22 protein-coding genes are annotated in these 23,583 nt (G+C 65.2%); 9 read left to right on the top strand and 13 right to left on the bottom strand.

Translation table 11 applies throughout. The features are described 5' to 3' along the window. Window positions 1-168 precede the first annotated feature (168 nt). From LK12_RS06205 to LK12_RS06220, 4 genes are all read left to right on the top strand, one after another. Complete coding sequence (locus tag LK12_RS06205) at window positions 169-537, top strand: PilZ domain-containing protein (protein ID WP_039280748.1); 369 nt, start codon at window positions 169-171, stop codon at window positions 535-537. A 63-nt stretch (window positions 538-600) separates the two neighbouring features. Further along, window positions 601-2,133, top strand: a complete 1,533-nt coding sequence (locus tag LK12_RS06210) for an ABC transporter substrate-binding protein (RefSeq protein ID WP_039280750.1) — start codon at window positions 601-603, stop codon at window positions 2,131-2,133. A gap of 76 nt (window positions 2,134-2,209) precedes the next feature. Continuing rightward, window positions 2,210-2,599 (top strand): DUF4112 domain-containing protein, encoded by a 390-nt coding sequence (locus LK12_RS06215; RefSeq protein ID WP_039280752.1) that lies wholly within the window; start codon window positions 2,210-2,212, stop codon window positions 2,597-2,599. 25 nt (window positions 2,600-2,624) lie between these two features. Continuing rightward, window positions 2,625-2,843: a hypothetical protein gene (locus LK12_RS06220; protein ID WP_039280754.1), complete on the top strand. Its 219-nt coding sequence runs from the start codon at window positions 2,625-2,627 to the stop codon at window positions 2,841-2,843. A 9-nt stretch (window positions 2,844-2,852) separates the two neighbouring features. On the opposite strand, the gene arfB is transcribed toward LK12_RS06220, so the two are convergent. From arfB to pabB, 4 genes are read right to left on the bottom strand one after another with little or no spacing between them, the layout of a single operon-like run. Then, window positions 2,853-3,269, bottom strand: a complete 417-nt coding sequence (gene arfB / locus LK12_RS06225; RefSeq protein ID WP_039280757.1) for an alternative ribosome rescue aminoacyl-tRNA hydrolase ArfB — start codon at window positions 3,267-3,269, stop codon at window positions 2,853-2,855. Next, the gene (locus LK12_RS06230) at window positions 3,266-3,919 is read right to left on the bottom strand and encodes an RluA family pseudouridine synthase (RefSeq protein ID WP_039280759.1); all 654 of its coding nucleotides are present in this window, start codon (window positions 3,917-3,919) and stop codon (window positions 3,266-3,268) included. The genes arfB and LK12_RS06230 overlap by 4 nt, the downstream gene beginning before the upstream one ends. Further along, a complete protein-coding gene (locus LK12_RS06235) occupies window positions 3,919-5,085 on the bottom strand; it encodes a pyridoxal phosphate-dependent aminotransferase (RefSeq protein WP_039280761.1) in 1,167 nt (388 codons plus the stop codon). Before LK12_RS06235 ends, LK12_RS06230 begins: the two co-directional genes overlap by 1 nt. Next, the gene (pabB, locus tag LK12_RS06240) at window positions 5,085-6,917 is read right to left on the bottom strand and encodes an aminodeoxychorismate synthase component I (RefSeq protein ID WP_039280763.1); all 1,833 of its coding nucleotides are present in this window, start codon (window positions 6,915-6,917) and stop codon (window positions 5,085-5,087) included. The genes LK12_RS06235 and pabB overlap by 1 nt, the downstream gene beginning before the upstream one ends. Window positions 6,918-7,046: 129 nt before the next feature. Between pabB and LK12_RS06245 the strand changes: the two genes are divergently transcribed. Together LK12_RS06245 and LK12_RS06250 are read left to right on the top strand one after the other, a co-directional pair. Then, window positions 7,047-8,645 (top strand): helicase HerA-like domain-containing protein, encoded by a 1,599-nt coding sequence (locus LK12_RS06245; RefSeq protein WP_039280765.1) that lies wholly within the window; start codon window positions 7,047-7,049, stop codon window positions 8,643-8,645. A gap of 136 nt (window positions 8,646-8,781) precedes the next feature. After that, entirely contained in the window at window positions 8,782-11,334 is a 2,553-nt protein-coding gene (locus LK12_RS06250) for a M1 family metallopeptidase (RefSeq protein WP_052223263.1), read from the top strand. 10 nt (window positions 11,335-11,344) lie between these two features. Here the strand turns inward: LK12_RS06250 and LK12_RS06255 are convergent, their stop codons facing one another. The 7 genes from LK12_RS06255 to LK12_RS06285 form a co-directional block, all read right to left on the bottom strand. Then, window positions 11,345-12,730, bottom strand: coding sequence for an ATP-binding protein (locus LK12_RS06255; RefSeq protein WP_231568282.1), 1,386 nt, complete (start codon window positions 12,728-12,730; stop codon window positions 11,345-11,347). Between the two features lie 32 nt (window positions 12,731-12,762). After that, window positions 12,763-13,497: a response regulator gene (locus tag LK12_RS06260; RefSeq protein ID WP_039280769.1), complete on the bottom strand. Its 735-nt coding sequence runs from the start codon at window positions 13,495-13,497 to the stop codon at window positions 12,763-12,765. Window positions 13,498-13,522: 25 nt separating this feature from the next. Further along, the gene (locus LK12_RS06265) at window positions 13,523-14,161 is read right to left on the bottom strand and encodes an EF-hand domain-containing protein (RefSeq protein ID WP_082010418.1); all 639 of its coding nucleotides are present in this window, start codon (window positions 14,159-14,161) and stop codon (window positions 13,523-13,525) included. A gap of 198 nt (window positions 14,162-14,359) precedes the next feature. Further along, window positions 14,360-14,761, bottom strand: a complete 402-nt coding sequence (locus LK12_RS06270; protein ID WP_039280774.1) for a cupin domain-containing protein — start codon at window positions 14,759-14,761, stop codon at window positions 14,360-14,362. Beyond that, complete coding sequence (locus tag LK12_RS06275; RefSeq protein WP_039280776.1) at window positions 14,758-15,138, bottom strand: VOC family protein; 381 nt, start codon at window positions 15,136-15,138, stop codon at window positions 14,758-14,760. The genes LK12_RS06270 and LK12_RS06275 overlap by 4 nt, the downstream gene beginning before the upstream one ends. A gap of 69 nt (window positions 15,139-15,207) precedes the next feature. Beyond that, on the bottom strand, window positions 15,208-15,576 hold the full coding sequence (locus LK12_RS06280) for a VOC family protein (RefSeq protein ID WP_039280778.1): 369 nt from the start codon (window positions 15,574-15,576) through the stop codon (window positions 15,208-15,210). Window positions 15,577-15,635: 59 nt separating this feature from the next. After that, window positions 15,636-17,456 (bottom strand): aminopeptidase P family protein, encoded by a 1,821-nt coding sequence (locus LK12_RS06285; protein ID WP_039280780.1) that lies wholly within the window; start codon window positions 17,454-17,456, stop codon window positions 15,636-15,638. 51 nt (window positions 17,457-17,507) lie between these two features. On the opposite strand from LK12_RS06285, the gene LK12_RS06290 reads away from it, so the two are divergent. Next, a complete protein-coding gene (locus LK12_RS06290) occupies window positions 17,508-19,601 on the top strand; it encodes a S9 family peptidase (RefSeq protein ID WP_407938131.1) in 2,094 nt (697 codons plus the stop codon). 95 nt (window positions 19,602-19,696) lie between these two features. Beyond that, window positions 19,697-20,116: an acyl-CoA thioesterase gene (locus LK12_RS06295; RefSeq protein WP_039280784.1), complete on the top strand. Its 420-nt coding sequence runs from the start codon at window positions 19,697-19,699 to the stop codon at window positions 20,114-20,116. On the opposite strand, the gene ald is transcribed toward LK12_RS06295, so the two are convergent. Continuing rightward, window positions 20,086-21,201: an alanine dehydrogenase gene (gene ald / locus LK12_RS06300; protein WP_039280786.1), complete on the bottom strand. Its 1,116-nt coding sequence runs from the start codon at window positions 21,199-21,201 to the stop codon at window positions 20,086-20,088. The two genes, LK12_RS06295 and ald, sit on opposite strands and share 31 nt — an antisense overlap. Before the next feature lie 137 nt (window positions 21,202-21,338). Between ald and LK12_RS06305 the strand changes: the two genes are divergently transcribed. Then, window positions 21,339-21,797 (top strand): Lrp/AsnC family transcriptional regulator, encoded by a 459-nt coding sequence (locus LK12_RS06305; RefSeq protein ID WP_039280788.1) that lies wholly within the window; start codon window positions 21,339-21,341, stop codon window positions 21,795-21,797. Here LK12_RS06305 and LK12_RS06310 read toward each other — a convergent pair. Beyond that, the gene (locus LK12_RS06310; protein WP_039280790.1) at window positions 21,779-23,548 is read right to left on the bottom strand and encodes a cation:proton antiporter domain-containing protein; all 1,770 of its coding nucleotides are present in this window, start codon (window positions 23,546-23,548) and stop codon (window positions 21,779-21,781) included. The genes LK12_RS06305 and LK12_RS06310 overlap by 19 nt on opposite strands. Window positions 23,549-23,583 lie beyond the last annotated feature (35 nt).

The raw sequence follows: 23,583 nt of genomic DNA on the forward strand, positions 1-23,583 counted from the left end.
CCTGAGCCGGTTTTTCTGTACCGTCTGCGTAAAGCCGCCCGCTCATTCGTTAAGGCTTTGTTTGCCACTTGGGGCTAAGTAATACTTTGCGAATGGGCGTTATGTGCCTAGCCTGCAGAAGCGGGATTAACGCCAGCAAGATGCAGGGTCGAACGCCGGACGGAGCTCATGGACCAAGGTGAAAATCGTCAGGTTGCGCGAGATAGCCTCTTTCTCATGGCAGATCTGCGCGTCGACGGCCTCGACGGCGAATATCGGATCAAGGTGCGCAACCTGTCTGCCGGCGGGATGATGGGCGAAGGGACCGTGCGCGTCGTGCGCGGCGCCGTCGTCGAAGTGAACATCCGCAATGTCGGCTGGGTCGAAGGCTCCGTGGCCTGGGTTCAGGAGAGCCGTTTCGGTGTTGCCTTCCGCGAAGACATCGATCCGAAGCTGGCGCGCGCGCCGGTGGGCTCTGCCGAGGATCCCGCCCCGCGCTTCGTGCGCAATCATTCAGCGCACCTTGCCGCCGAAACGGAAAAACTTCGCAAGATCTGAGAGCGGCGGAATATTTGGCGGCGCGCATTTGCGGTGTCGCAGGAATGGGCTACGCCCTCTGACATGCACGCAAAGCGCAAAGCCCTTCAGGTTCTGGCCTTCGTGGCCGCGCTTCCGCTGGGCGCGTGCGGCTCCGTCGACGATTCAGCGCTTGGCGTTGCCGTTATCGGCTCTGCGGACGATCCCTTCGCGAGTGGCGTCAGGCTGTCCATGGGAGGCCAGCTGGTACGCGCCGCGACGGCTGAGGGGCTGGTCGCTTTCGACGAGCAAGGCCGCGTCATTCCCGCACTGGCAGACCGCTGGATCGTCACCGACGATGGCCAGAGCTACATTTTCCGGCTCCGCGACGGAGACTGGAAGAACGGCGATCCGATCACCGGCGAATCGACCCGCCGGGCCCTCAGGGATTCCCTGTCCGCGCTCAAGGGTACCAGCCTGGGAGCCGACCTTTCCGGGATAGACGAGATCAAGGTCATGGCCGGGCGGGTCGTCGAGCTTCGTCTGAAGCGCCCGATGCCCTACCTGCTGCAATTGCTGGCGCAGCCGGAACTGGGGCTTTTCCATGACAAGCAGGGCGCCGGGCCGATGACCATGGAAAGGACGGAGAACATGGCGACCCTGACGCCAATCGCTCCGTCCAGTCTCGGACTGCCGGCGGTCGAAGGCTGGGAAACGCGCACCCGGCAGATCCAGCTTCACGCGCTCGATGGCCCGGAAGCAGTGGAGAAATTCAACGCTGGCGAGGTCGATCTTGTGCTCGGTGGCCAGGTCGAGGACTTCATGCTCACCCGCTCCGTGGGAATCTTGCGCGGGACCATCCAACTCGATCCGGTAGTCGGCCTGTTCGGGCTCCAGGTCATGAACGACCGCGGTTTTCTGTCCGACCCCGCCAATCGTGAGGCCCTCGCCATGACGATCGACCGCAACGCGTTGATCGCTCCCTTCGGCCTTGGGGGATGGTCGCCGACGACGCGCATCGTGACGCCCAGTCTCGACGGCGATCTCGGGACGATCGGCGAGCGATGGACCGGTCAGTCCGTCGACGAGCGTCGGCAGATTGCAGCGGCGCGGGTGCGCAGCTGGCTTTCGGGCGCCGGGAAGGACGACGGCGAAAAGAACAAGGAGTCCGACGCAGACGGAAACGCGGCCTCCGATGCCACCGTAAAATTGCGAATATGGCTGCCCGAGGGGGAGGGGACCGATGTCCTGCTTGAGAAGCTGACGTCGGATTTCGCCGCCATCGGCGTGTCGCTGGAACTGGCGAAAGATGAAAGGAAGGCCGATCTCGTGCTGGTCGACGATGTCGCCCGCTATCCGCGCGCCGCCTGGTTCCTCAACCGCCTGTCCTGCACGACGCGGCGCGGGCTCTGCTCCAAGGAAGCCGATGCGCGCGTCGCGGAAGCCGGCAACGCGGCCACGCCCATAGACCGCGCCGCTTTGCTGACCGAGGCGGAAGCGGAACTGACTTCCGCCAATGTCTATATTCCGTTCGGTCCGCCGATCCGCTGGTCGCTCGTGCGTGGCAGCGTCAATGGCTTCGCTGCCAACGCCTGGGGTTGGCACCCCTTGATGCCGCTTGCCTGGCTGCCCAAATGATAGGGTGCGGGATGACCCGCGCGGTAGAGATACGAGAGGCAAGGCATTGCAGACAGGACCGAATTCTGCCCGGCGCATGGACTACGAATTGCCCATGGGCACGGACCCGGTCTCGATCCGGCGCCGTGTCGAGGCGATGGAGCGCGTGCTGGAGCGTTCGTTCACGCTGCCCGGCACCAACCAGCAATTCGGCCTCGATGCGCTGGTCGGCCTCGTGCCCGTCGCGGGCGACCTGATCTCGGCGGCCATGGGCCTTTACCTGGTCTGGGAAGCGCGCAATCTCGGCATGCCGAAATGGCAGCTCGCCCGCATGACCGCCAATGTCGGGTTCGATTCGCTGCTCGGCGTGGTTCCGCTGGCTGGCGATGTGCTGGACTTCTTCTACCGCTCCAACACCCGCAACCTGAAGATCATCCGCAAGCATCTCGACAAGCACCATCCCGAAACGCGGGTCATCGACGTCTGAGGTCGATGCGCGTAAGGATGGGCGCATGAAGCGTGCGTGCCTCCTCGTCTGCCTGTTTGCCCTCGCCGCCTGCGGCAAGGCCGACAACGATCCGGGGCCGGGCGGGGTGACGGTCGGTGAGGCCAAGGCACTCGATCAGGCGGCCGCCATGCTCGATGCCCGCCGGCCCCCGGCTGAAGCGCTAGAATCCTCCACGGCGCAATGGCCGCAGAGCGATGCCAGTGAGGCCGCAGAGCAGCCCTGACCCGTTTTCTTAATCCAGCCGAACCTTGCCGCGCCCGGCCTTTACCTGGCCGCGCAGTTTCTTACCTTTCAGGCGCTGGGTCTTGCCGACACGATTGAGGCGGGTCTTGGCGCGCTTCTCGGGGAGTTTGTGGGCTTCTTCCAGCAATTCGGCGAGGCGTTCGCGGGCGTCGGTGCGGTTGGCTTCCTGCGTGCGGAACTTGCGCGCCGTCAGCACCAGTTCGCCGCGCGAGGTCATGCGCGAGCCGGCCAGTTCCTTGAGCCGGGAGAATACAGGCGGGGTAAGCCGCAGCGCATAGACGTTCAGTCGTAGCTGGACGGCTGTCGCCACCTTGTTGACATTCTGCCCGCCGGGCCCGGCCGAGGCGATGAAGCTCTCGGTGGCAAGGGCCTGCGCGCGGCCGATGGTGTCTTCAACCGAGCTCATGCATCCGAAAAGCCGAGCGCCAGAAAGTCCGCGGGCAGCGGACTGGCGGCGACGATCGGCGCCTTTTCGCCGCGCGGTACGGTCAGCCCGGCGGCATGGAGCATGGTGCGCGGCGCACCCTTGCCCGAACCATAGACCGGATCGCCCAGCAGCGGCGCGCCGAGCCCGGAGGCGGCATGTACGCGGATCTGGTGGGTGCGGCCTGTCTCGGGCCGGAATTCCACCAGGGTCAGACCGCCACGCGTCTCGAGCTTGCGCCAGTGGGTGACCGCGGGCTTGCCCTTGCGCGCGGGGATCATCCGCCAGCCATCCTTGGCGGTGCTGACTTTCGAGAGCGAGAGGGCAATCGTGCCTTCCTCTTCCTTGAGTTCCCCTGCGACGACGCCGAGATAGCGCTTTTCGACCTGTCGTTCCTCGAAGGCAGCGGCAAAGCGTTTGAGCGCCTTGGGATTGCGCGCCAGCAGCAGGCAGCCGGAGGTGTCGCGGTCCAGCCGATGGGCGGGCACCGGCGCGCGCTGGAAGCCGAGCTTGAGATCGTCCATGCTATCCTCCAGGCACGGCCCGCCCGCGCGCGGACGGTCGATCGGCAGGCCACCCGGCTTGTCGATGACGAGGGCTTCTGCGTCCTCAAAGAGAATTTCCGGTCCCATCACGCGACTGCCTTTGCAATACGGCTGCAGGCTTCGGCAAGCGTGGCCTCGTCCGCCGCGAAGCTGATACGAAATCCGTCGCGCCCGCCAAAGGCCGAGGCGGGCACAATGGCCACGCCGTGTTCGAGCAGGTGTAGCGCCAGCGCCTTGTCGTCGCCGAAGCGCGCCATCAGCGGCGCGGCATCGACCATGCAGTAGAACGCCCCGTCGGGCGTCGGTGTCGACAGGCCGGGGATGGCATTGATCGCCGACACCACGAGGTCGCGCCGAGCGCGGAAGCGCTCGCACCAGTCGGCAAGGAAGTCCTGCGGTCCCTCGAACGCGGCGACAGCGGCGGCCTGGCTGATCGAGCAGGGATTGCCCGAGGAATGCGACTGCAGCCGCTCCATGGCCTTGATCAGCCATTCGGGTCCTGCGGCAACGCCGATGCGAAAACCGGTCATGGCATGGCTCTTGGAGACGCCCGACACGGTCAGGATGCGCTCGCCAAGGTCGGGGCAGAGGCTCGCCAGCGTGGCGTGCGGCGCGCCGGTGTAGTTGATCGGCGCGTAGATATCGTCGGACAGCACCATCACGCGCGGATGCCGGCGCAGTACTTCTGCCAGACCCTGCAGCATCTCCGCCGGGTAGCAGGCCCCGGTGGGATTGCCCGGGCTGTTGAGCATCAGCCATTGCGTGCGCGGGCCGATCTGCGCTTCGAGATCGGCGGCGGTGAAGCGGAAATTGGCCTTCGCATGGGTGTGCAGCGGGATGACCTTGCCGCCGGCGAAGTGGATGATTTCGGGGTAGCTGACCCACCAGGGTGCCGGGACGATCACTTCGTCGCCCTCGCTCACGGTGGCGAGCATGGCGTGGAAGATCGCCTGCTTGCCCCCGGCGCTCACCGTCACCTGCGAAGCGGGCACCTTGATGCCGAGGTCTCGCTCGAAATGCAGCGCAGCCGCTTGCTTCAGCCGTGAGGTGCCGCCCACCGGCGTGTACTTCGTCTGGCCGGCATCGAGCGCCGCCTTGGCTGCCGCGACGACATGATCCGGCGTGGCGAAGTCGGGCTCTCCCACGGAAAGCGAAATGACGTCGCGCCCCTCTTCGCGAAGCTGGGTGGCGCGGTCGGTCATCGCCGTCGTCTGCGAAGGGGCGATACGGGAAAGGGCAGTGGAAAGGTGCATCAGGTCAGCAATCGGGCAGGCATGAGTCCGCGCAGCGCATTGCCGATCAGGAAGCCGCCGGCAAGGTCTTCGAGTGTCAGCTCCGCTTCGACGGCGCGCCCTTCCTCGATCAGCGAACGGCGCAGCACGCCGGGCAGCAGGCCGAGGTGCACTGGCGGCGTCAGCAGCTTGCCGTCGCGCTCGACGAAGAGGGTGGTGAAGCAGCCCTCGGTAACAAGGTCGTCGTCGCGCAGGAACAGCGCCTCATGCGCCCCGGCGGCTTTCGCGGCGGCAAGGCCAGCATCGTAAAAGCCGCGGTCGCTGGTTTTGTGGGCGAGGCGCCAGTCGCCCGTATCGACCGGCATGCGCAGCACGGCGACTGTCGCGGGATCGGGCAGGGTTGCGGGCAATTCGGACAGTTCGAGTGCATAGGCGCCGCTACGCGAAGCCACGAGGCGCAGCTTCGAGGGGTTCTCGGCATCGAAACACAGCGCCTGGATCGCGTTGCGCACGGCGTGCCGGTCGAATTCGAAGCCGAGCGCGGCGGCGCTGGCCTTGATCCGTTCGAGATGCAGTTCGAGGAGCGCAATCCCCTCGTCGGGTGTGAAAAGCATGGTTTCGATGAGATCGAAACGCGCGGGGGAGGCTGGCTCTCCCGATTGGCGTGCTTCCGACTCTCGCACGAAACCCCCTTTGATCAGACACTCCCGCCATTCGGGAAGCGCTTGCGAATCCGCGACAATGGCCGATCCCACCCCGAGGACCGCCCTGCCGCCACTATTGTCGCCGCCACCGTTCCTGTCGGAGGAGAGGCGAAGGGTGCGGATTGCCACATTAAACGCGGCATCGCCAGAGGGTTCGATATAGCCGATCGACCCACAGTAGCTGCCGCGTGGCGTACCCTCGACCTGGGCAATCAATTCCATCGCGCGGATCTTCGGTGCGCCGGTAATCGAGCCGCAGGGAAAGAGCGCGCGCAGCACATCCACCGCGCCCTTGCCGGGCACCAGCGAGGCATGGACCGAAGAGACCATCTGGTGGATGGTCGGGTAGGTTTCGACGGCGAAGGGATTGTCCACCCGCACCGAGCCCGCCTCGGCCACGCGCGAGAGATCGTTGCGCATGAGATCGAGGATCATCAGGTTTTCGGCGCGGTCCTTTTCGCTCGTGGCGAGGTCTTCGCGGAAGCGCATGTCCTCGGCCTCGTCACGGCCACGCGGACGGGTGCCCTTCATCGGCTTTACCCACACCGAACGGTCGCGCAGCGAGAAGAACAGCTCAGGCGAGAAGCTCAGGTGCCAGTGGGTGCCGTCATGAACCATGCCGCCATAGCCCGCCGCCGCGCTCGGCCGGATCGCGGCGTAGAGCGCGAGCGGGTCTCCGGCCCACGACCCGGCGAGCGGGAAGGTCAGATTGGCCTGATAGATGTCGCCCGCTTCGATAGCGTCGTGGAGCGTGGCGAAGGCGCGCGCGTAGTCGCCGAGGTCGATCCGGGTTTCGAGCGGGCCTATCGACGGCGTTCCTGAGCCGGCGTGAGCGGCAAGCCAGCGGGGCATGTCCACCGCAGGGATGCGCTCGCAATCTTGAAAGGCACCGAACCAGACGAGTGGACCATCAATGGCTTCGGCGTTGAGCAATCCTGCCAATCGCGGTTCGAGGGCCAGTCCGGCCTCGTAGGCCATGTAGCCGGCAAGGTGATAGCCTTCGCGGGTGAGGCTCTCGATCCGTTCGAGCGCGGGCAGCACATCATCCGGCCGCATGGCGACGACGATCTCCGCCAGCTTCCGGTAGAGCCGGGCATCGGCCGCTTTTTGTACGCGGGCGTCATCGAGGAGGACGAATGGCTCTGGCATGTGGATCGGCTCTGGACAGGCCCTTTAGCCGCGCGGGATGCTGCTGGCAAAAACACTCTCGCGCTGGCGCCTTTGCGCCTCTATCAACGTTTGTGATCGGGTTTACGGCAATAAAGCGATGGGTGGGCGATGCGCGAGATTTTCCTGGGGCTGGGCGGCAATGGCGAGAAGCAGACTCTGCTGCTCGAAAGGGCCAACCGGCACGGGTTGATCGCAGGCGCCACGGGCACCGGCAAGACGGTGACGCTCCAGACCATCGCCGAGCAATTCTCCGCCGCGGGTGTCCCCGTTTTCCTCGCCGACGTGAAGGGCGATCTGTCGGGCATCTCGATGGCGGGCAGCCCCACCTTCAAGAACGCCGACAAGCTGGAGGGACGCGCCAAGGAGATCGGCCTCACCGATTACGCCTATTCGGACAACCCGGCGGTGTTCTGGGATATCTACGGCGAGCAGGGCCATCCGGTGCGCACGACCATCTCGGAGATGGGGCCACTGCTGCTCGCGCGGCTGATGGACCTCAACGACACGCAGGAAGGCGTGCTGAATATCGTCTTCCGCTTCGCCGACGAGCAGGGCCTGCTGCTGCTCGATCTCGAGGACCTGCAGTCGATGCTGGCGTACGCGGCCCAGAATGCGTCCGAGCTTTCGGCGAAATACGGCAATATCACCAAGGCCAGCGTCGGAGCTATCCAGCGCCAGTTGCTGTCGCTCGACAGTCAGGGCGCGGCGCAGTTCTTCGGCGAGCCGGCGCTGGAGATCCAGGATTTCATCCAGTGCGATGAGCAGGGGCGCGGCTACATCAACGTGCTCGCCGCCCACAAGCTGATGCGCAGCCCCAAGCTCTATGCGACGTTCCTGCTCTGGCTGCTCTCCGAACTGTTCGAGGCGCTGCCCGAAGTCGGCGATCCGGAAAAGCCCAAGCTGGTGTTCTTCTTCGACGAGGCGCACCTGCTTTTCGACGATGCGCCGAAGGCGCTGCAGGACAAGGTGGAGCAGGTCGTTCGCCTGATCCGGTCCAAGGGCGTGGGCGTCTATTTCTGCTCGCAGAATCCCATCGACATTCCCGAGGACGTCGCCGGGCAGCTCGGCAACCGGGTGCAGCATGCGCTGCGCGCCTTCACGCCGCGCGACAAGAAAGCGATCAAGGCGGCGGCGGATACGTTCCGCATCAATCCGAGCCTCGACGTCGAACAGGCGATCACCGAACTCAAGGTGGGCGAAGCGCTGGTTTCCACGCTCGATGAAGATGGCGCACCCGGTGTGGTCGAACGCACGCTGATCGCACCGCCGCGTTCGCGTCTGGGGCCGGTTACGGCCAAGGAACGCGCGATCATCCAGTCGATCAGCCCTTGCGAGGGCAAGTACGACACCCGCGTCGACCGCGAAAGCGCCGAGGAAGTGCTCGCCGCCAAGGCCGCCGATGCCGCCGCAACGGCGGAGGAAGTCGCCGAGAAAGGCGAGGAGGAAGTTCGCAAGCGGGAACGCAAGCACCCCAGCCTGTGGGACGGGCTCGGCGGCAAAGTCGCCAAGGCTGCAGCAGGCGCGGCAGCGGCCAGTGCCGGGTCGATCCTGGCGCAGACGCTGCAGGGCAAGAAGAGCCGCGCCAATCCAAGCGCGTCCGCGGCCAGCGCCGCTGCCGGCACCATCGGCAACACGATCGGCCGGGCCATTGGCGTGCCCGGTCTCGGCCGCTTCGCCCGCAATCTCATCGGGGGGCTGATGCGCTAGGCGGATGGGCTCACTCGGCCGCTTCATTCTATTCGCTTTGCTGATTGCGACGCTTCCCGGCTCTCTCCGGGCACAGGAGATACCGGAGGCGGAAACTGCGCCCACGGCGGAAATCACGGTTTCTTCCGACAGGCAGATGCCCTTGGGCCAACTCGGTCGCAAGGCTGTGCCCCAGTCCTATCGTCTCGATCTGACGGTTGATCCGGCCGCAGCCCGATTTTCCGGTCATGTCGAAATCGATGTTGTCCTGGCCGAGCCAACGGACGCCATTTACTTGCACGGACGTGGGCTTTCGGTCTCCCGTGCCGTGGCGGTCGCCGCGGGGCGGACGGTACCGGCGCATTGGCTCCAGCGCGATCCCTCCGGTGTGGTTCGGCTTGCTTTCGAAGAGCGCCTGCCTGCGGGCGAGGCGACGCTTGTCTTCGATTACGACGCTGCTTTCGCCGATAGCCCCACCGGCATGTTCCACCTCGAAGTCGACCACGAATGGTACAGCTGGACCCAGTTTCAGTCGATCGACGCCCGTGCTGCATTCCCGAGCTTCGACGATCCCGGCTTCAAGACGCCGTTTTCGATAACCTTGCGGACGCCGCCGGGGCTGACTGCGATCAGCAATGCTGCCGAGCTGGGGACGCCCAGGCGAGAAGGGGGACTTGCCGTACACCGGTTCGCACCCACGCTGCCGCTGCCAACCTATCTCGTCGCGATGATGGTGGGGCCTTTCGCCCGTCTCGAAGGGCAGGTGCCGCCGAACGCGCTGCGCCCTTCCGCCCTGCCGGTGCGCATCGACTCCACGCGGCAGAACGCGGAGCGGCTGGACTTTGCGCTGCAGGGCACGAAGCAGATTGTCGGGCTATTGGAAAACTACTTCGGTGAACCCTTTCCCTTTCCCAAGCTCGACCAGGTGACCACGCCGATCCTGCCGGGCGCGATGGAGAACGCCGGTGCCGATCTCTATCGCGACGATATCCTCGTCCTCGATGAACGCTCTCCGGTGGTGCAGCAGCGCGACTTCGGCATGATCGTGGCCCACGAACTCGGCCACCAGTGGTTCGGCGATCTCGTGACGCCGCAATGGTGGGACGACATCTGGCTCAACGAGGCCTTTGCCAACTGGATCGGCTACCGGATCGGTGACGCCTGGCGGCCCGACCTTGGCATCATGGGCGATGCGCTGAGCGAGGGCTACCAGGCCATGGAGACCGACGCGCTGCTGGCCGGGCGCCCGGTCCGCCAGGAAATAGCTGCGAATTCCCAGATCGATTCGGCCTTCGATTCGATTACTTACGGAAAGGGCGGGCACATCGTCGGCATGATTGCGGCGTGGCTGGGGGACGAGAAATTCCGCGAGGGCGTGCGGCGCTACATTTCCGCCCACCGCTTCGGGTCAGCCACGAGCGACGATTTCTTCGCTGCCCTGGCCGACGTCGCCGGCGATCCCCGGCTAGTGCCGGCCATGCGCAGCTTTGTGGAACAGCAGGGTGTGCCGCTGCTTGCGATGCGGCAGCAAGGCGACAAGGTGACGGTCACCCAGCTGCGATACACCACCGCGGGGGTGGCTCCACCGGATTCGCAGTGGGTGATCCCCCTGTGCTTTCGCCGCGGCGAGACGCGGCGGTGCTTCATGATGGACCAGCGTACGGAAGCCTTCGTCATCGATGGGCACGGGGCCGTTTTTCCGAACGCAGGAGGAACCGGGTACTACCGTTTCGAACTGACGGCGCGGCATTGGGACGAACTGATTGCAAACGCCGATGCCCTGCCCGGCGGCGAGGCGCAGGCCCTGGTCGATTCGCTATGGGCATCGGTCCGCGCGGGCCGCGGCACCATCGGGGAAATGGGTCGGCTTGCGCACAAGCTGATCCGGCACCCTGATCCGCACGCCGCCGATGCCGCCGACGAGGCGCTCAGCCAGATGGTGCGCGAAGGCATTGTCGGGTCGCAGGGACGACGAAGCTTCCGCCTTTTCCGCGAGCATCTCTACATGCGCCTGCTGAAACGGTACGGCTTCGATCCCCGCACCGGGGTCTATGCCCAGGAGAATCCGGCCCGAACGCAGCGACGCGTGCAGATCGTGTCGGCCCTGATCGGCACGGGTCGCGGCCGCAAGCTGCGCAAGCAGATGAGTGATGCCGCTGTCGCTTATCTTGCGGGGGACAAGGCCGCGCTCGATCCCACCTGGTTCGATCATGCACTCGACCTCTATCTGTTCGAAAGAGACGAGGCGGCGGCCCGCGGTCTCGTCGAAAAGGCGCTCGCATCGGAGGATCCCGTCTTTCGTCCGGCCGCGCTTGCTGCTGCCGCGCGGACCGGAGACAAGGCCATGGCGCAATGGCTGCTCGCGCTAGACGATCCGCGCCTGCGCGAGAGTGAAAAGCGGGAATTCCTGGACGGCATCATGGCGCGCAAGGCGACGCGCGAATTCGGCTACGACTGGGCCGTCTCCCATGTCGACGACCTGCTGGCGAGCAGTGATGGCCAATTCTTTGCCGCGCGCTTGCCGCAGGCGCTGGGCCGTTTCTGTTCGGTCGCCTGGGCGAACCGCATCGCGCGGGACTTCACGGACAAACTTGCGGGCACTCCGGGTGCCCTGGAGCTTTATCGCGCGATCGAGAGGGTGCGGAACTGCGGGCTGCTCGACGACATGATGGGCACGCAGATCGATGAGGAGTTCGTGAAGCTGCGCTAGTGGCGGGAAGCTATTGGACAGGGAGTTCGAGGCGCGCGGTCAGCCCCTCGATTTCGCCGCTCGCCGAACGCCTGTTGGTCAATTTCAGCGCGCCGCCGTGCTGGTCGGCGATTGCACGTGCAAGGGCCAGACCCAGTCCGGCGCCGCCCGTTGCCGAGTTTCGCGAGGGATCGCCGCGGGTGAAGGCGTCCATCATGTCGTCGATGGCATCTTCGGGTATGCCGGGTCCATCGTCTTCGATGAGGATCACGGCCCTTTCGCCTTCGCGCAACAGCGAGACACGGGCCTGTTGTCCGTAGCGCAAGGCGTTGCCGATCAGGTTGCGCAGCGCGCGCCGCAGCCAGGTCGGACGGAGTTCGAGAACGATCCGCACGGTTTCGCCCAGTTCCACCGGGTCGCCCATGTCCTCGTATTCCTCGACCACGGAGGCGACGAGCGCGGAAAGTTCTGTTCGTTCACGCGGATCGCTCGGGCGGCCGACCCTGGCAAGCGACAGAATATCGTCGAGCGTACGCACGATGTCCTCGATCGTGCCGGCCATGCGCGCGCGTTCGGTATCGTCCTCGACCGATTCGATGCGGACCCGCAGCGCCGCCAGCGGGGTCTTGAGATCGTGGCCGATGGCGCCGAGCATCACGTCCTTCTCGTCGAGCATGGCTGCAATCCGCGCCTCCATGGCATTGTGCGCGACGACCAGCCTGCGCATGTCCTCGGGGCCGGAGGGTTCGAGTTGCCCGTCGGCGCCGGGTGTGGCCGCGAATCGTTCGACGCGTCGCGTCAGGGCGGCGAGGGGTCGGGTGATCCGGCGCAGGATCAAGGCCACCGCGCCGACCAGGACCGCATAGATCAGCAAGGTCTGCAGGATCAGCGGAACCAGCAGGATATGGGCCGCTCGCGGTGAGCGCACGCGCGCCACGAGCCAGTCCGACCCGCTTTGCGGACGTACGCCGACGACCAGCAAGTGGCCGTCCATCATGTCCCTGACCTCGTGTTCGTCCATCCGCCGCGCCGCCGCCACGCGCAGCGCGCCGTTGCGGGCAATCGGATCGCCTCCGATCGAGCGGTGGACGACGACGATTTCCGAATTGGGGAAATTCTGGTCTTGAAGGATGTCTTGCAGCCGCGCCTCTGCACGAACGTCCCGCCGTTCGTCGTCGTCCACCGGCGAGCGGGTGCTGAATTCCAGCGGGAACGCGCGCGGTGGCGGATTGCCGATGGGGCCGCGGGGATGCCGGTCACGGCGGGCGAAGGAGCGCGGGCCGCGCGTGTCGGCGATCAGCCGGAAGGCGGCCACGTTGAGCATGCCGGTCTCGTAGGCTTCGCGCTGCGCCCGGTAGACGAGAAACGAGCCCAAGCCCTGCACCAGCAGTAGCGCTACCGCCATCGCCAGAAGCATCTGGCCCATCAGACTACGAGGCTGCGGTATTCTCATTCCGCGGCAATCGGGATCCGCCTGACTTCGGTGGCGAGCATATAGCCACCGCCCCAGACCGTCTGGATCAGTTGCGGGTTGCGGCTGTCCGCCTCGATCTTGCGACGCAGACGGCTGACCTGGTTGTCTACCGCGCGGTCGAACAGATGGGCTTCGCGGCCCTGCACCATGTCGAGCAGGCGATCGCGGTTCAGCACCTGCCGCGGGTGCTCGAGAAACGCCATGAGCAACCTGAACTCGACCGAGGAAATGGCGACGACGGCGCCTTCCGGATCGGTCAACCGGCGCTTGAGCGGATCGAGTTGCCAGCCTTCGAACTCGAAGGCCTCGTTCTCGACCGCAGGCACCGAATTTCGAGAGGCGCGCCGCAACACGCTGCGGATACGCGCGACCAGTTCGCGTGGTTCGAAAGGTTTGACGACATAGTCGTCGGCGCCGATCTCGAGGCCGACGATGCGGTCGGTCGCTTCGCCGCGGGCGGTAAGGAAGATCACCGGGAGATCCTGCGCTTCCACCAGATGGCGGCATAGCGAAAGTCCGTCCTCGCCGGGCATCATGATGTCGAGAAGCACGAGGTCGGGCGTGGCCTCTCGCAGGCGGCTGCGTGCTTCTGCAGCGCTGGCTGCCTGGGTCACGGTAAACCCCTGGCGCGAGAGGTACTCGGCCAGGGGCTCACGCAGGGCTGCTTCGTCGTCGACGAGAAGCACCTTCGGGGGCGCGGTATCATTCATTCAGCGTAGTCTCCGCGCCAGCCGATCACTTGTTGCTGTCGGCCTTCCTGGCCTGCCACTGAGCCTTCATCTTCGCGTGAGCAGCCTGGCGTTCGGCCTGGGTGATCGTGCCGTCGTTGTCGGTATCGACCATCGCGAAGTGCTTTTCGGCAGCGGCATCGAACTCGGCCTTGCTCACGGCACCGTCGTTGTTGGTATCCGCCATCTTGGCCATCCGCATCATGCCGCCGTGGCGGCCGTGATGACCATGGTGACGCTTGCCGTGCCAGCCTTTCCCATCACCGTCGGCGCCGCGCATGCCCGGTCCTTGCGGACCGTCCATTCCGGGGCCGCCCATGCCGCGACCATGAGGCGACATGGCCATGAACTCGTCGCGAGAAATCGAACCGTCATTGTCGGTATCGAGCATGGCGAACATTTCGGCGCGGCGTGCCTCGTGACGTGCCTGCCGGTCGGCCTGGTCCAGCTTGCCGTCATTGTTGACGTCCATGCGGGTGAACATGGCATCGCTGGCCTGCTTGGCCTCGGCGCGAGTGACCGTGCCGTTGCCGTCCATGTCCATCATGGGGCCGCCGCCGCGACCGGGCTGGGCGTAGGCGATGCCGCCTATCGACAGCGCAGCGACCGAGAGGCCGAGCGTCAGTTTTGTCATTGCAGTCTTCATTTTCATCTCTGCTCCCAAGGGAAAAGGATGAGAACCGCCGGGCTGGGGAAGGGAGGGGGAAGAAATGCCCCGCGGCTCTCTGTCTCCTCTTCTATTTAGGTGTTGTCGCGCAGATATGCCGTGTGTCGGCATTATTGTCGCCAATTGTCACAATTCGGCGTGTCCATTCATCGGCGTGCAACAAGCATTAACCGTCGTTCAGCGTGATCGGCCCTGGGTGCCGGCACCGGCGGTTATGAAGATCGCGGAGGCCGCTTGCGCGATGTTGGCCGTGTGCCAGACGCCCGCCGGGTTGATCAGGTATTGTCCCGCACCGATGCTTTCAGAATGCATTGCACCATCGGGCAATTCCTGGATCAGCGTCATTTCTCCCGAAAGACACAGGACGACCTCGTCGCCGGCGGGATGCATTTCCCAGCTGTCCCAGTCGCAAGTGAAGTCGTGCAGCGAAACCAGCCTGCCCTCTGCACCGTCTGCCGCCACGCGCCGGGCATAATCCTCGTACCAGTCCATGCCGTTAAAGGGCGGCTGCACCCCCGCCCTCGCGCCGAGCCCAAGATGGACGGGATGCGTCCTGAGATCGTGGACGATGCTGGTCATGCTTCGGTCGGGACGCAAAAGGCATTCATCTTGTTGCCGTCGGGATCGCGGAAATAGGCTGCGTAAAAGCCGTTGGCGCGCGGTCCCGGCGGGCCTTCGCAACTGCCGCCGTTGGCAAGAGCCGCGGCATGGACGCGGCGCACCATGTCTTCGTTGGCGGCCATGAGCGCGAACATGGTGCCGTTGCCGCGATTCGCCGGTTCGCCGTCGAAAGGATAGGTAATGCCGATGCTCGGTCCGCCGTCGGGGAAGCTCCAGCCGATCGCCTTGTCATGGGCGAAAGTCCGATCGCCGCCGAATTCGGCCATGATCGCATCGTAGAAGCGTGCGCCGCGCTCAAGGTCTTTGGTTCCGAAGGTCACATGTGCAACCGGCATTTGTCCTCTCCCTTTGCCGTCCTGCGCGGCATAGAAGCAGGACGGCAGGCCGCAGACAAGGCCGGGGGTTCAACCCATCACGAAGGCATTGAGCTTGTTGCCGTCGGGATCGCGGAAATAGGCCGCATAGAACCCATCGCCGCGCGGTCCGGGAGGGCCTTCGCAGGTGCCGCCATTGGCCAGCGCGATCTCGTAGATGTGCCGGACCTGCGCCTCGTCCTTTGCGGCGAGCGCCACCATCACGCCGTTGCCGACGGTCGCCGGATTGCCGTCGAACGGCTTGGTGAGGCCGATGCCCGCACCGCCCTCCGGCTCGCCCCAGGCGGTGAACTGGTCGTTGTCCATCATTCGCCCGACGCCGAGTTCGGCGCAGACGGCGTCGTAGAATTTCCCGCCGCGCTCGCGGTCGTTGGTACCCAGCGTTACGTAACCGATCATCGTTCCATCCTCCTGCGACTCGCATCAGAGAATGGAACATTACGGGAACAAATATGCCCTTACAAGGGCGCGCACTGCGCTTCGAGCCAGGCTTTCGCGTCGCCCTCGAGCTGGGGTCCGATGATCTCCAGGACACGGGCATGGTAGGCATTCCACCAGGCCACTTCGGCATCGGACAGCATGGTGCGATCAACCAATCGCCTTTCGATCGGCACGTGGGTCAGCGTTTCGAAGCCGAAGAACTCGCCTTCCGCGCCTTCGATCTTGCGCGGCTCGACAAGGACGAGGTTCTCGATGCGGATGCCGTAAGCGCCGATCTTGTAGTAGCCGGGCTCGTTCGAGAGGAACATGCCGGGCAGCAGCTCCTGATCGGTCCCGCCCTGACCGCCCGCCGACTTGGCAATGCGTTGCGGGCCCTCGTGGACGGAGAGGAAACTGCCGACGCCGTGGCCGGTGCCGTGCGCATAGTCGAGCCCGGCCTGCCACAGCGCATGGCGGGCCAGCACGTCGAGCTGGCTGCCCGCCGTGCCCTTGGGAAAGGTGACCGTGGCAAGCGCGATATGGCCCTTGAGCACGCGGGTGAAGCGATCCTTCACTTCCGCGCCCGGTTCGCCCGGTCCGACCCATACGGTGCGGGTGATGTCGGTCGTGCCGTCGGGATATTGCCCGCCGGAGTCGACGAGGTAGACCGAATTGGGCTCCAGCGTGCGGTTGGTTTCTTCCGAGACGCGGTAGTGGACGATGGCGCCGTTCGGGCCGGAACCGGAAATCGTGTCGAATGACAGGTCACGCAGGTCGCCGGCTTCCTGACGGCAGGCCTGCAGCTTGTCGGCAGCGGCCATTTCGGTCACTTCGCCCTTGGGCGCTTCGACCGAAAGCCACTGGAGGAAACGCGAGACAGCCGCGCCGTCGCGGGCCTGCGCCTTGCGGTGGCCTTCCTGCTCGACCGGGTTCTTCACCGCCTTGGGCAGAACCGTCGGGTCGCGTTCCTCGACCACGGTCGCGCCGCCATGACGCAGCACTTCGAAAATGGCGCTGACGGCGCGTTCGGGATCGACGGCGACGCGCTTGCCGGCAAGCCCTTCCAGACCCGGCACGAAGGCATCGCGCGGCTGGATGTTGACCGAGTTGCCGAGATGCTGGCGCAGTTCGGGCGTCACTTTTTCCTCGGCGATGAAGAGGTCGGCGGTGCCGTCCGCCTTGGCGATCACATAGGAGAGCGCAACGGGCGTACGCTCGACGTCGGTGCCGCGAATGTTGAGCAGCCAGGCAATCGAATCGAGCGCGGTGATCACGGTGGCGTCGAGGTTCTTGCCTGTCAGCCATTCGGAGACGGCGGCGCGCTTCGCCTCGCTGGTCTCGCCGGCCAGGTCGCTGGGATGGATCTGTGCCAGGGCTGTCGAGGGGGCCGGGCGGTCCTCCCATACGGCATCGACGGGATTGGTATCGACGGGGACGAGCTTGCCGCCCTTGGCCGCGAGCGCCTTGTCGGCGGCTTCGGCCCACTTGGTGCTGTGCAGCCAGGCGTCGTAGCCGATGGCCGCGCCTTGCGGTGCATGTTCCTCGAGCCACTTGGCGACGCTGGTCTGCGGGGTGCTTTCGTATGCGTAGAGGCGGCCGTCGACCTGGTCGCGGACCTGCAGCGTGTAGCGGCCGTCGACGAACATCGCTGCGGCCGGCTCCAGCGAGGCATCGGTCAGGACCACGGCTGTGCCCGCCGAACCGCCGAAACCGGTGAGCCAGGCGAGGCGCTGGGCGTAACCGCCGACGTATTCGCTCATGTGCTCGTCGGAAATCGGGATCACGAAGCCATCGAGGCTGCGCGCCTTCAATTCCTTGCGCAGGGCATCGAGGCGCGCTTCATGGGTATTCATCAGCATGTCTGGGGTATCCGGCTTGCGGGGGTCATCTTGGGAACATAGATGCGGGGCATGGCAGATTCCACCCAGACGCTCACCGAATCCGGCAAAGGCCCGGTTTCCGCTCCCCCGCAGGCCGTTAAGAAGCCGCATTCCTTCACGCATCACGGCATTACCGTCGCCGACGACTACGCCTGGCTGCGCGATCCCGGCTATCCGGAGGTGACCGACAAGGAAGTGCTGGCCCATCTCGAAGCGGAAAACCGCTGGTTCGAGGCACGGATGGCGCCGCATCAGGATCGGATCGATGCCCTGTTCAAGGAAATGCGCGCGCGCATCAAGGAAGCCGACAAGTCGGTGCCCCAGAAGGACGGCGACTGGCTCTACTGGATCGAGTTCGAGGAAGGCGCCGAATACAAGAAGTGGTGGCGCAAGCCGGTTGCCGGCGGCCCCGACGAGCTGATCCTCGACGAAGTGGCGCTGGCCGAAGGCAAGGACTACTTCCGCCTCGGCGCGATTTCGGTCAGCCAGAATGGCAAGCTGCTCGCCTATGCCGCAGACGACAACGGATCGGAGCGCTTCACCGCGCGGTTCAAGAACCTTGAAACCGGCGAGATGCTGCCCGACGAGATCCCCGGCACGCTCTCCAGCCTCGTCTGGGTCGCGGGCGACAAGGGCGTGGTCTATTCGCTCGCCAACGAACAGTGGCGCACCGACAATGCCCGCCTGCACTGGCTGGGTGAGCCGGTGGAGAAGGACGTCGAACTCTATCACGAGGATGACGACGGCTTCCGCGTGGGCTCCTCGCTCTCCTCGAACGAGAAGTGGCTGGTCATCGGCGCCAGCGACCACGAGACCAGCGAGGCCCGGCTGATTCGCGCCGACGATCCGATGGGCGACCAGATCCTCGTCAAGAAGCGCCAGAAGGGCATCGAGTACGACGTCGATGAGCGCGACGGCGTGCTCTACATCCACGCCAACGACACGCACGAGAACTTCCGGCTCGCCACCGCACCGCTGAGCAATCCCGGCGAGTGGACGACGCTGATCGAGGGATCGGACGATTTCTATCTTACCGGCTTCGACCTGTTCCGCGACTTCTACGTGATCGAGGGCCGCCGCGCCGGGCTCGACCAGATCGAGGTCCGTTACTACGACGATCCTGCCCGCGTGGAGCCGATCGAATTTCCCGAAGCGAGCTATTCGGCGGGGCTCGCCAACAATCCCGAATGGCATATGGACAAGCTGCGGCTGTCTTACGAATCGATGGTCATGCCCGCATCGGTGCTGGACTACGACGTGGCCGCGCGCACGCTCGAAACGCTCAAGGTGCAGGAGATCCCTTCGGGCTACGACGCCTCGCTCTATGCGACCGAGCGGCTGGAGATCACTGCACGGGACGGTACGGCGATCCCGGTTTCCATCGTCTACCGCAAGGATCGTGAAGGGGCGGGGCCGCTCTACCTCTATGGCTACGGTGCTTACGGCATATCCATCGATCCCGGCTTCTCGACCGCGCGCCTCAGCCTGGTCGACCGCGGCTTTGCCTATGCCATCGCCCATATCCGCGGCGGCGACGATATGGGCCGCGCCTGGTACAAGGCCGGCAAGCTGGAGAAGCGCACCAATACCTTCAACGACTTCGTCGATTGCGCTAGGGGCCTGATCGAGCGCGGTTTCACCAGCGAAGGGCAGATCGCGATTGCGGGCGGGTCTGCGGGCGGCGAACTGATGGGCGCGGTGATCAACTCGGACCCGCACTTGTGGGGTGCGGTCGTGGCGCACGTGCCTTTCGTGGACGTGCTCAGCACCATGCTCGACGAAACGCTGCCGCTCACGCCGGGCGAATGGCCCGAATGGGGCAACCCCATCGAGGACCAGGCCGCCTTCGAGCACATTCTGAGCTACAGCCCCTACGACCAGATCAAGGCGCAGGCCTATCCGCCGCTGATGGTCACAGCCGGCCTCAATGATCCGCGGGTGACCTACTGGGAACCGGCGAAGTGGGTCGCGAAGCTGCGCGAGCTGAAGACCGATTCCAACGAGCTGATCTTCAAGACCAACATGGGCGCAGGCCACGGCGGCAAGTCCGGCCGGTTCGAGAGCCTGAAGGAAACGGCGGAGGAATTCGCCTTCATCCTGTGGCAGCTTGGCGTGGAGGGATAGGCTCCTCCTTCCTTCCCGTTCGTGTCGAGCGAAGTCGAGACACATCAGGGTAGGGCAAATGTGTCTCGACTTCGCTCGACACAAACGGACGTAGTATGAACCGCTTCACCCTGACGTTTACCGCGTTGCCCGAACACATCGACGTGATGGGCCACGTCAACAACGCGGTCTGGGTGCAGTGGATGGAAGCGCTGGCGACGGCGCACTGGGAAGCCGTCGCGCCGCCGGAACATCAGGCGAAATATGCCTGGGTCGTGGCCCGGCACGAGATCGACTATCGCGGCAACATCCGCGAGGGCGAGAGCGTGACGGGCGAGACCTTCATTCCCGACGAGCCCCATGGCGCCACGTTCGACCGCCGCGTCGATTTCCGCAACGCCGCCGGGAAAGTCATTGTCTCTGCCAGAACGAGGTGGGCGATGATCGATATCGCCTCGGGCCGGCTGATGCGGGTGCCGCCGGACGTGGCGGCACCGTTCATGGATCAGTCGAGCACGGCGTCGACCGGGACGTAGCTATAGCCCAGTTCGCGCGCCACGGCCTCGTAGGTCACTTGCCCGGCGTGCACGTTCAGCCCCGCGGCAAGGTGTGGATTGCGCAACAGCGCTTCCTTCCAGCCGAGGTCGGCAATGGACAGAGCATGGGGCAGCGTCACGTTGTTGAGCGCATAAGTGCTGGTGCGGGAAACCGCGCCGGGCATGTTGGCCACGCAGTAATGGACGATGCCGTCGACCACGAACGTCGGATCGTCGTGCGTCGTCGGGTGGCTGGTTTCGAAGCAGCCGCCCTGGTCGATGGCGACGTCGACCAAGACGGCGCCGGTCTTCATCGTGCCGAGCATTTCGCGGGTGACGAGCTTGGGCGCGGCGGCGCCGGGGATCAGCACCGCGCCGATGACGAGGTCGGCCTCGGCGACGCTTTCGGCCAGGTTGGCGGTGCTGGAAAAGCGGGTCTTGGCGCGGGCCTCGAAGTGGTTGCCGAGGCGTTCGAGAACGTCGGGATTGCGGTCGAGGATGGTCACGTCGGCACCCAGGCCGGCGGCCATCTGCGCGGCATTGAAGCCGACGACGCCGCCACCGATCACGGCGACCTTGCCCGGCATCACGCCCGGCACGCCGCCGAGCAGTACGCCGCGCCCGCCGTGGGCCTTTTCGAGCGCCGTGGCGCCGGCCTGGATCGACATGCGCCCGGCGACCTGGCTCATCGGCTTGAGCAGGGGCAGCGAGCCGGCCGGGCCGGTCACCGTCTCGTAGGCGATGGCGGTGACGCCGGACTTCACCAGATCGGCGGTCTGCTCGGGATCGGGCGCGAGGTGAAGGTAGGTGTAGAGGATCTGGCCCTCGCGCAGCATGGCCCGCTCGTCGGCCTGCGGCTCCTTGACCTTGACGATCATCTCGCAGCCTTCGAAGACTTCGGCAGCCGTGGCGATGAGCTTTGCGCCCGAGTGCTCGTATTCCGCATCGTGCGCGCCGATGCCGAGGCCGGCGCCTTGTTCGACCCACACCTCGTGGCCGTGCCGGACCAGTTCCTCGACGCTTTCGGGCGTAAGGCCGACCCGATATTCGTGGTTCTTGATTTCCCTGACGGTGCCTACGCGCATGTTGTCTCTCCGGTGTCGAGAATCTCCTTTCGGGAAAATACACCCGAAACTCCGCAATGTTTCACCGAAATGGCTCTTGATCGCGGCATGAAATGGAATATTTCCCGTTTACAGGTTATATGGCAGGAGAAAATCCCATGGATCGAGCGGATCGCGCCCTGCTGGAGGCGTTGCAGGCGGATTCGTCGCGTTCGATTGCCGAACTGGCATCGCTGGTGAACCTGTCGCCTTCCGCCTGCCACCGCCGGATCAAGGCGCTGGAGGAACAGGGGCTGATCCTCGGGTATGCCGCGCGTGTCGACGCCCGCCGGCTGGGCCTGTCTGTCGAGGTCTTCGTCGAAATAACGCTGACCAGCCAGAGCCGAGAGGCCATGGATCGGTTCGAGCGCGCCGTAGGCGATTTCGACGACATTCTCGAATGCCACCTGATGAGCGGCGGGGCGGACTACCTGTTGCGCGTCGCCGCCAAGGATCTCGACCACTTCGATAGCGTCCACCGCGATTGCCTGGCCCGGCTGCCCGGCGTTTCGTCGATGAAGACTAGTTTCTCGCTACGCAGGATAAAGCGCTTCGAGGGTTACTCGGTCCCCATCTGACGCGCCGTGCGCACGGGCTGCGTGAGGATGCGGTCGCGCGCGGTGCGCAAGTCCCCCGACTCGTACTGGAGCGAGAGACGTTCCTTGTCGTTCGAGCGGTAGGTGGTTTCCGCCTTGTCGATGTCTTCCAGCGAAAGGCCGAGACCCTCGAGGGCATTGCGGGCCAGCACCACCGCCGATTCCAGCACGTCGCGCGCCATCGATTTGACCGGGGCGTCCTTGAGCCGCAACAGCCCGCGCCGGTCGAACACGCGCGCGTGGATTTCGGCATTGGGGAACGCCTGGTGGACGGCATGCAGGAAGTTGTCCGTCAACTGGTCCCCGTCGATGCAGAACACGATCAGCTCGGCTTCGCCGGCGCCGGCCTGCCGCAGGAGATCGATGCGGGTGCCGTCTCCGAAATAGACCTTTGCCCCGAAGCCGCTGGCCACATCGATCATCTCGATGTCCGTGTCGATCAACGTCACCTTGATGCCGGCGGCATTCATGATCTGTGCAACGGTCTGCCCGAAGCGGCCATACCCGACGATCAGCGCGCTGGCGCCGTCTTCCTGTGGGCCCTCGCGGATTTCCGTGGTCACCGGCATTTCGCGAATCCGCCGCGTGGCCATCATCAGGAACGGCGTGGATATCATCGACAGGGTGACGATGGCACCGAACAGGCTGGCGGCTTCGGGCTCGATCAGCCAGGCGTTGGAGGCCTGGGCGAACAGGACGAAGCCGAATTCGCCCCCTTGGCTCAGCAGCAGGCCAAGCGCGAGAGCACTGCGCCAGTGCATGCGGAACGCCAGGCCGAGCGCAAAGATCACGGTCGACTTCACCGCAATCAGGGCGAGCGCCATGGCAGCGACGAAAAGCGGCCGCTCGGCAATGGCCGACAGGTCCAGCATCATGCCGACCGACATGAAGAACAGGCCCAGCAGGATCGAACGGAAGGGCTCGACGTCGGCTTCCAGCTCGTGGCGATACGGACTGTCCGCCAGCATGACGCCGGCGACGAAGGCGCCCAGCGCCGTCGACAGCCCGAGCGCCTGCATCAACGCCGCAGCCGCGATCACCGTGAACAGCGCTGCGAAGATGAACATTTCGCGTTCGCCCAGATTGCCGATGAGGCGGAACAGCGGCCGGATGACGAACCGGCCGGCAGCGATAAGTCCCGCGACCGCCAGCACCGTGACCAGGGCAAGCTGCCAGCCCGGAGGGCCCTCGGGCAGGTTGGGATTGCGGTTCATTGCCGCGATGATGGTGATCAGCGGAATGATCGAGAGGTCCTGGAACAGCAGGATTGCGAAGGAGCGTTCACCAAACGGCGTGTGAAGGCGCCCGGCGCTCTGCAGCATCGGCAGGACCTGGGCCGTGGAGGACAGCCCGAGCGGGAGGCCCAGCGCAAGAGCCGCTTCGATGGTGAAGGGCGTGAAGGCGTAGATGACGGCGGACACGGCCAGGCCGCACAAGGCGACCTGCAGCAGGCCCAGCCCGAATATCTCGTGCCGCATGCGCCAGAGCCGTTTCGGCGCCAGCTCGAGGCCGACAATGAACAGCAGCAGGGTGATGCCGAGTTCGGCAAAGCCGATCTTGCCTTCCGGATCGCCGACCAGATCGAGCGCGAAGGGCCCCAGGATCGCGCCGGCAAGCAGATAGCCCAGGGTCGCGCCCAGCCCCAGGCGCCGGAACAGCAGCACGAAGGCGAGCGCCGTTCCCAGCAGCAGGAATCCGTCCTGGAGCAGGAAGGCTTGGGAATGTTGTTCCATGGGACCGGTTTCCGGGGGTTGGGAAGTAGCCCGGC

Origin of the sequence: Novosphingobium malaysiense (genome assembly GCF_000802225.1) — a bacterium.
GTDB classification, from domain to species: domain Bacteria; phylum Pseudomonadota; class Alphaproteobacteria; order Sphingomonadales; family Sphingomonadaceae; genus Novosphingobium; species Novosphingobium malaysiense.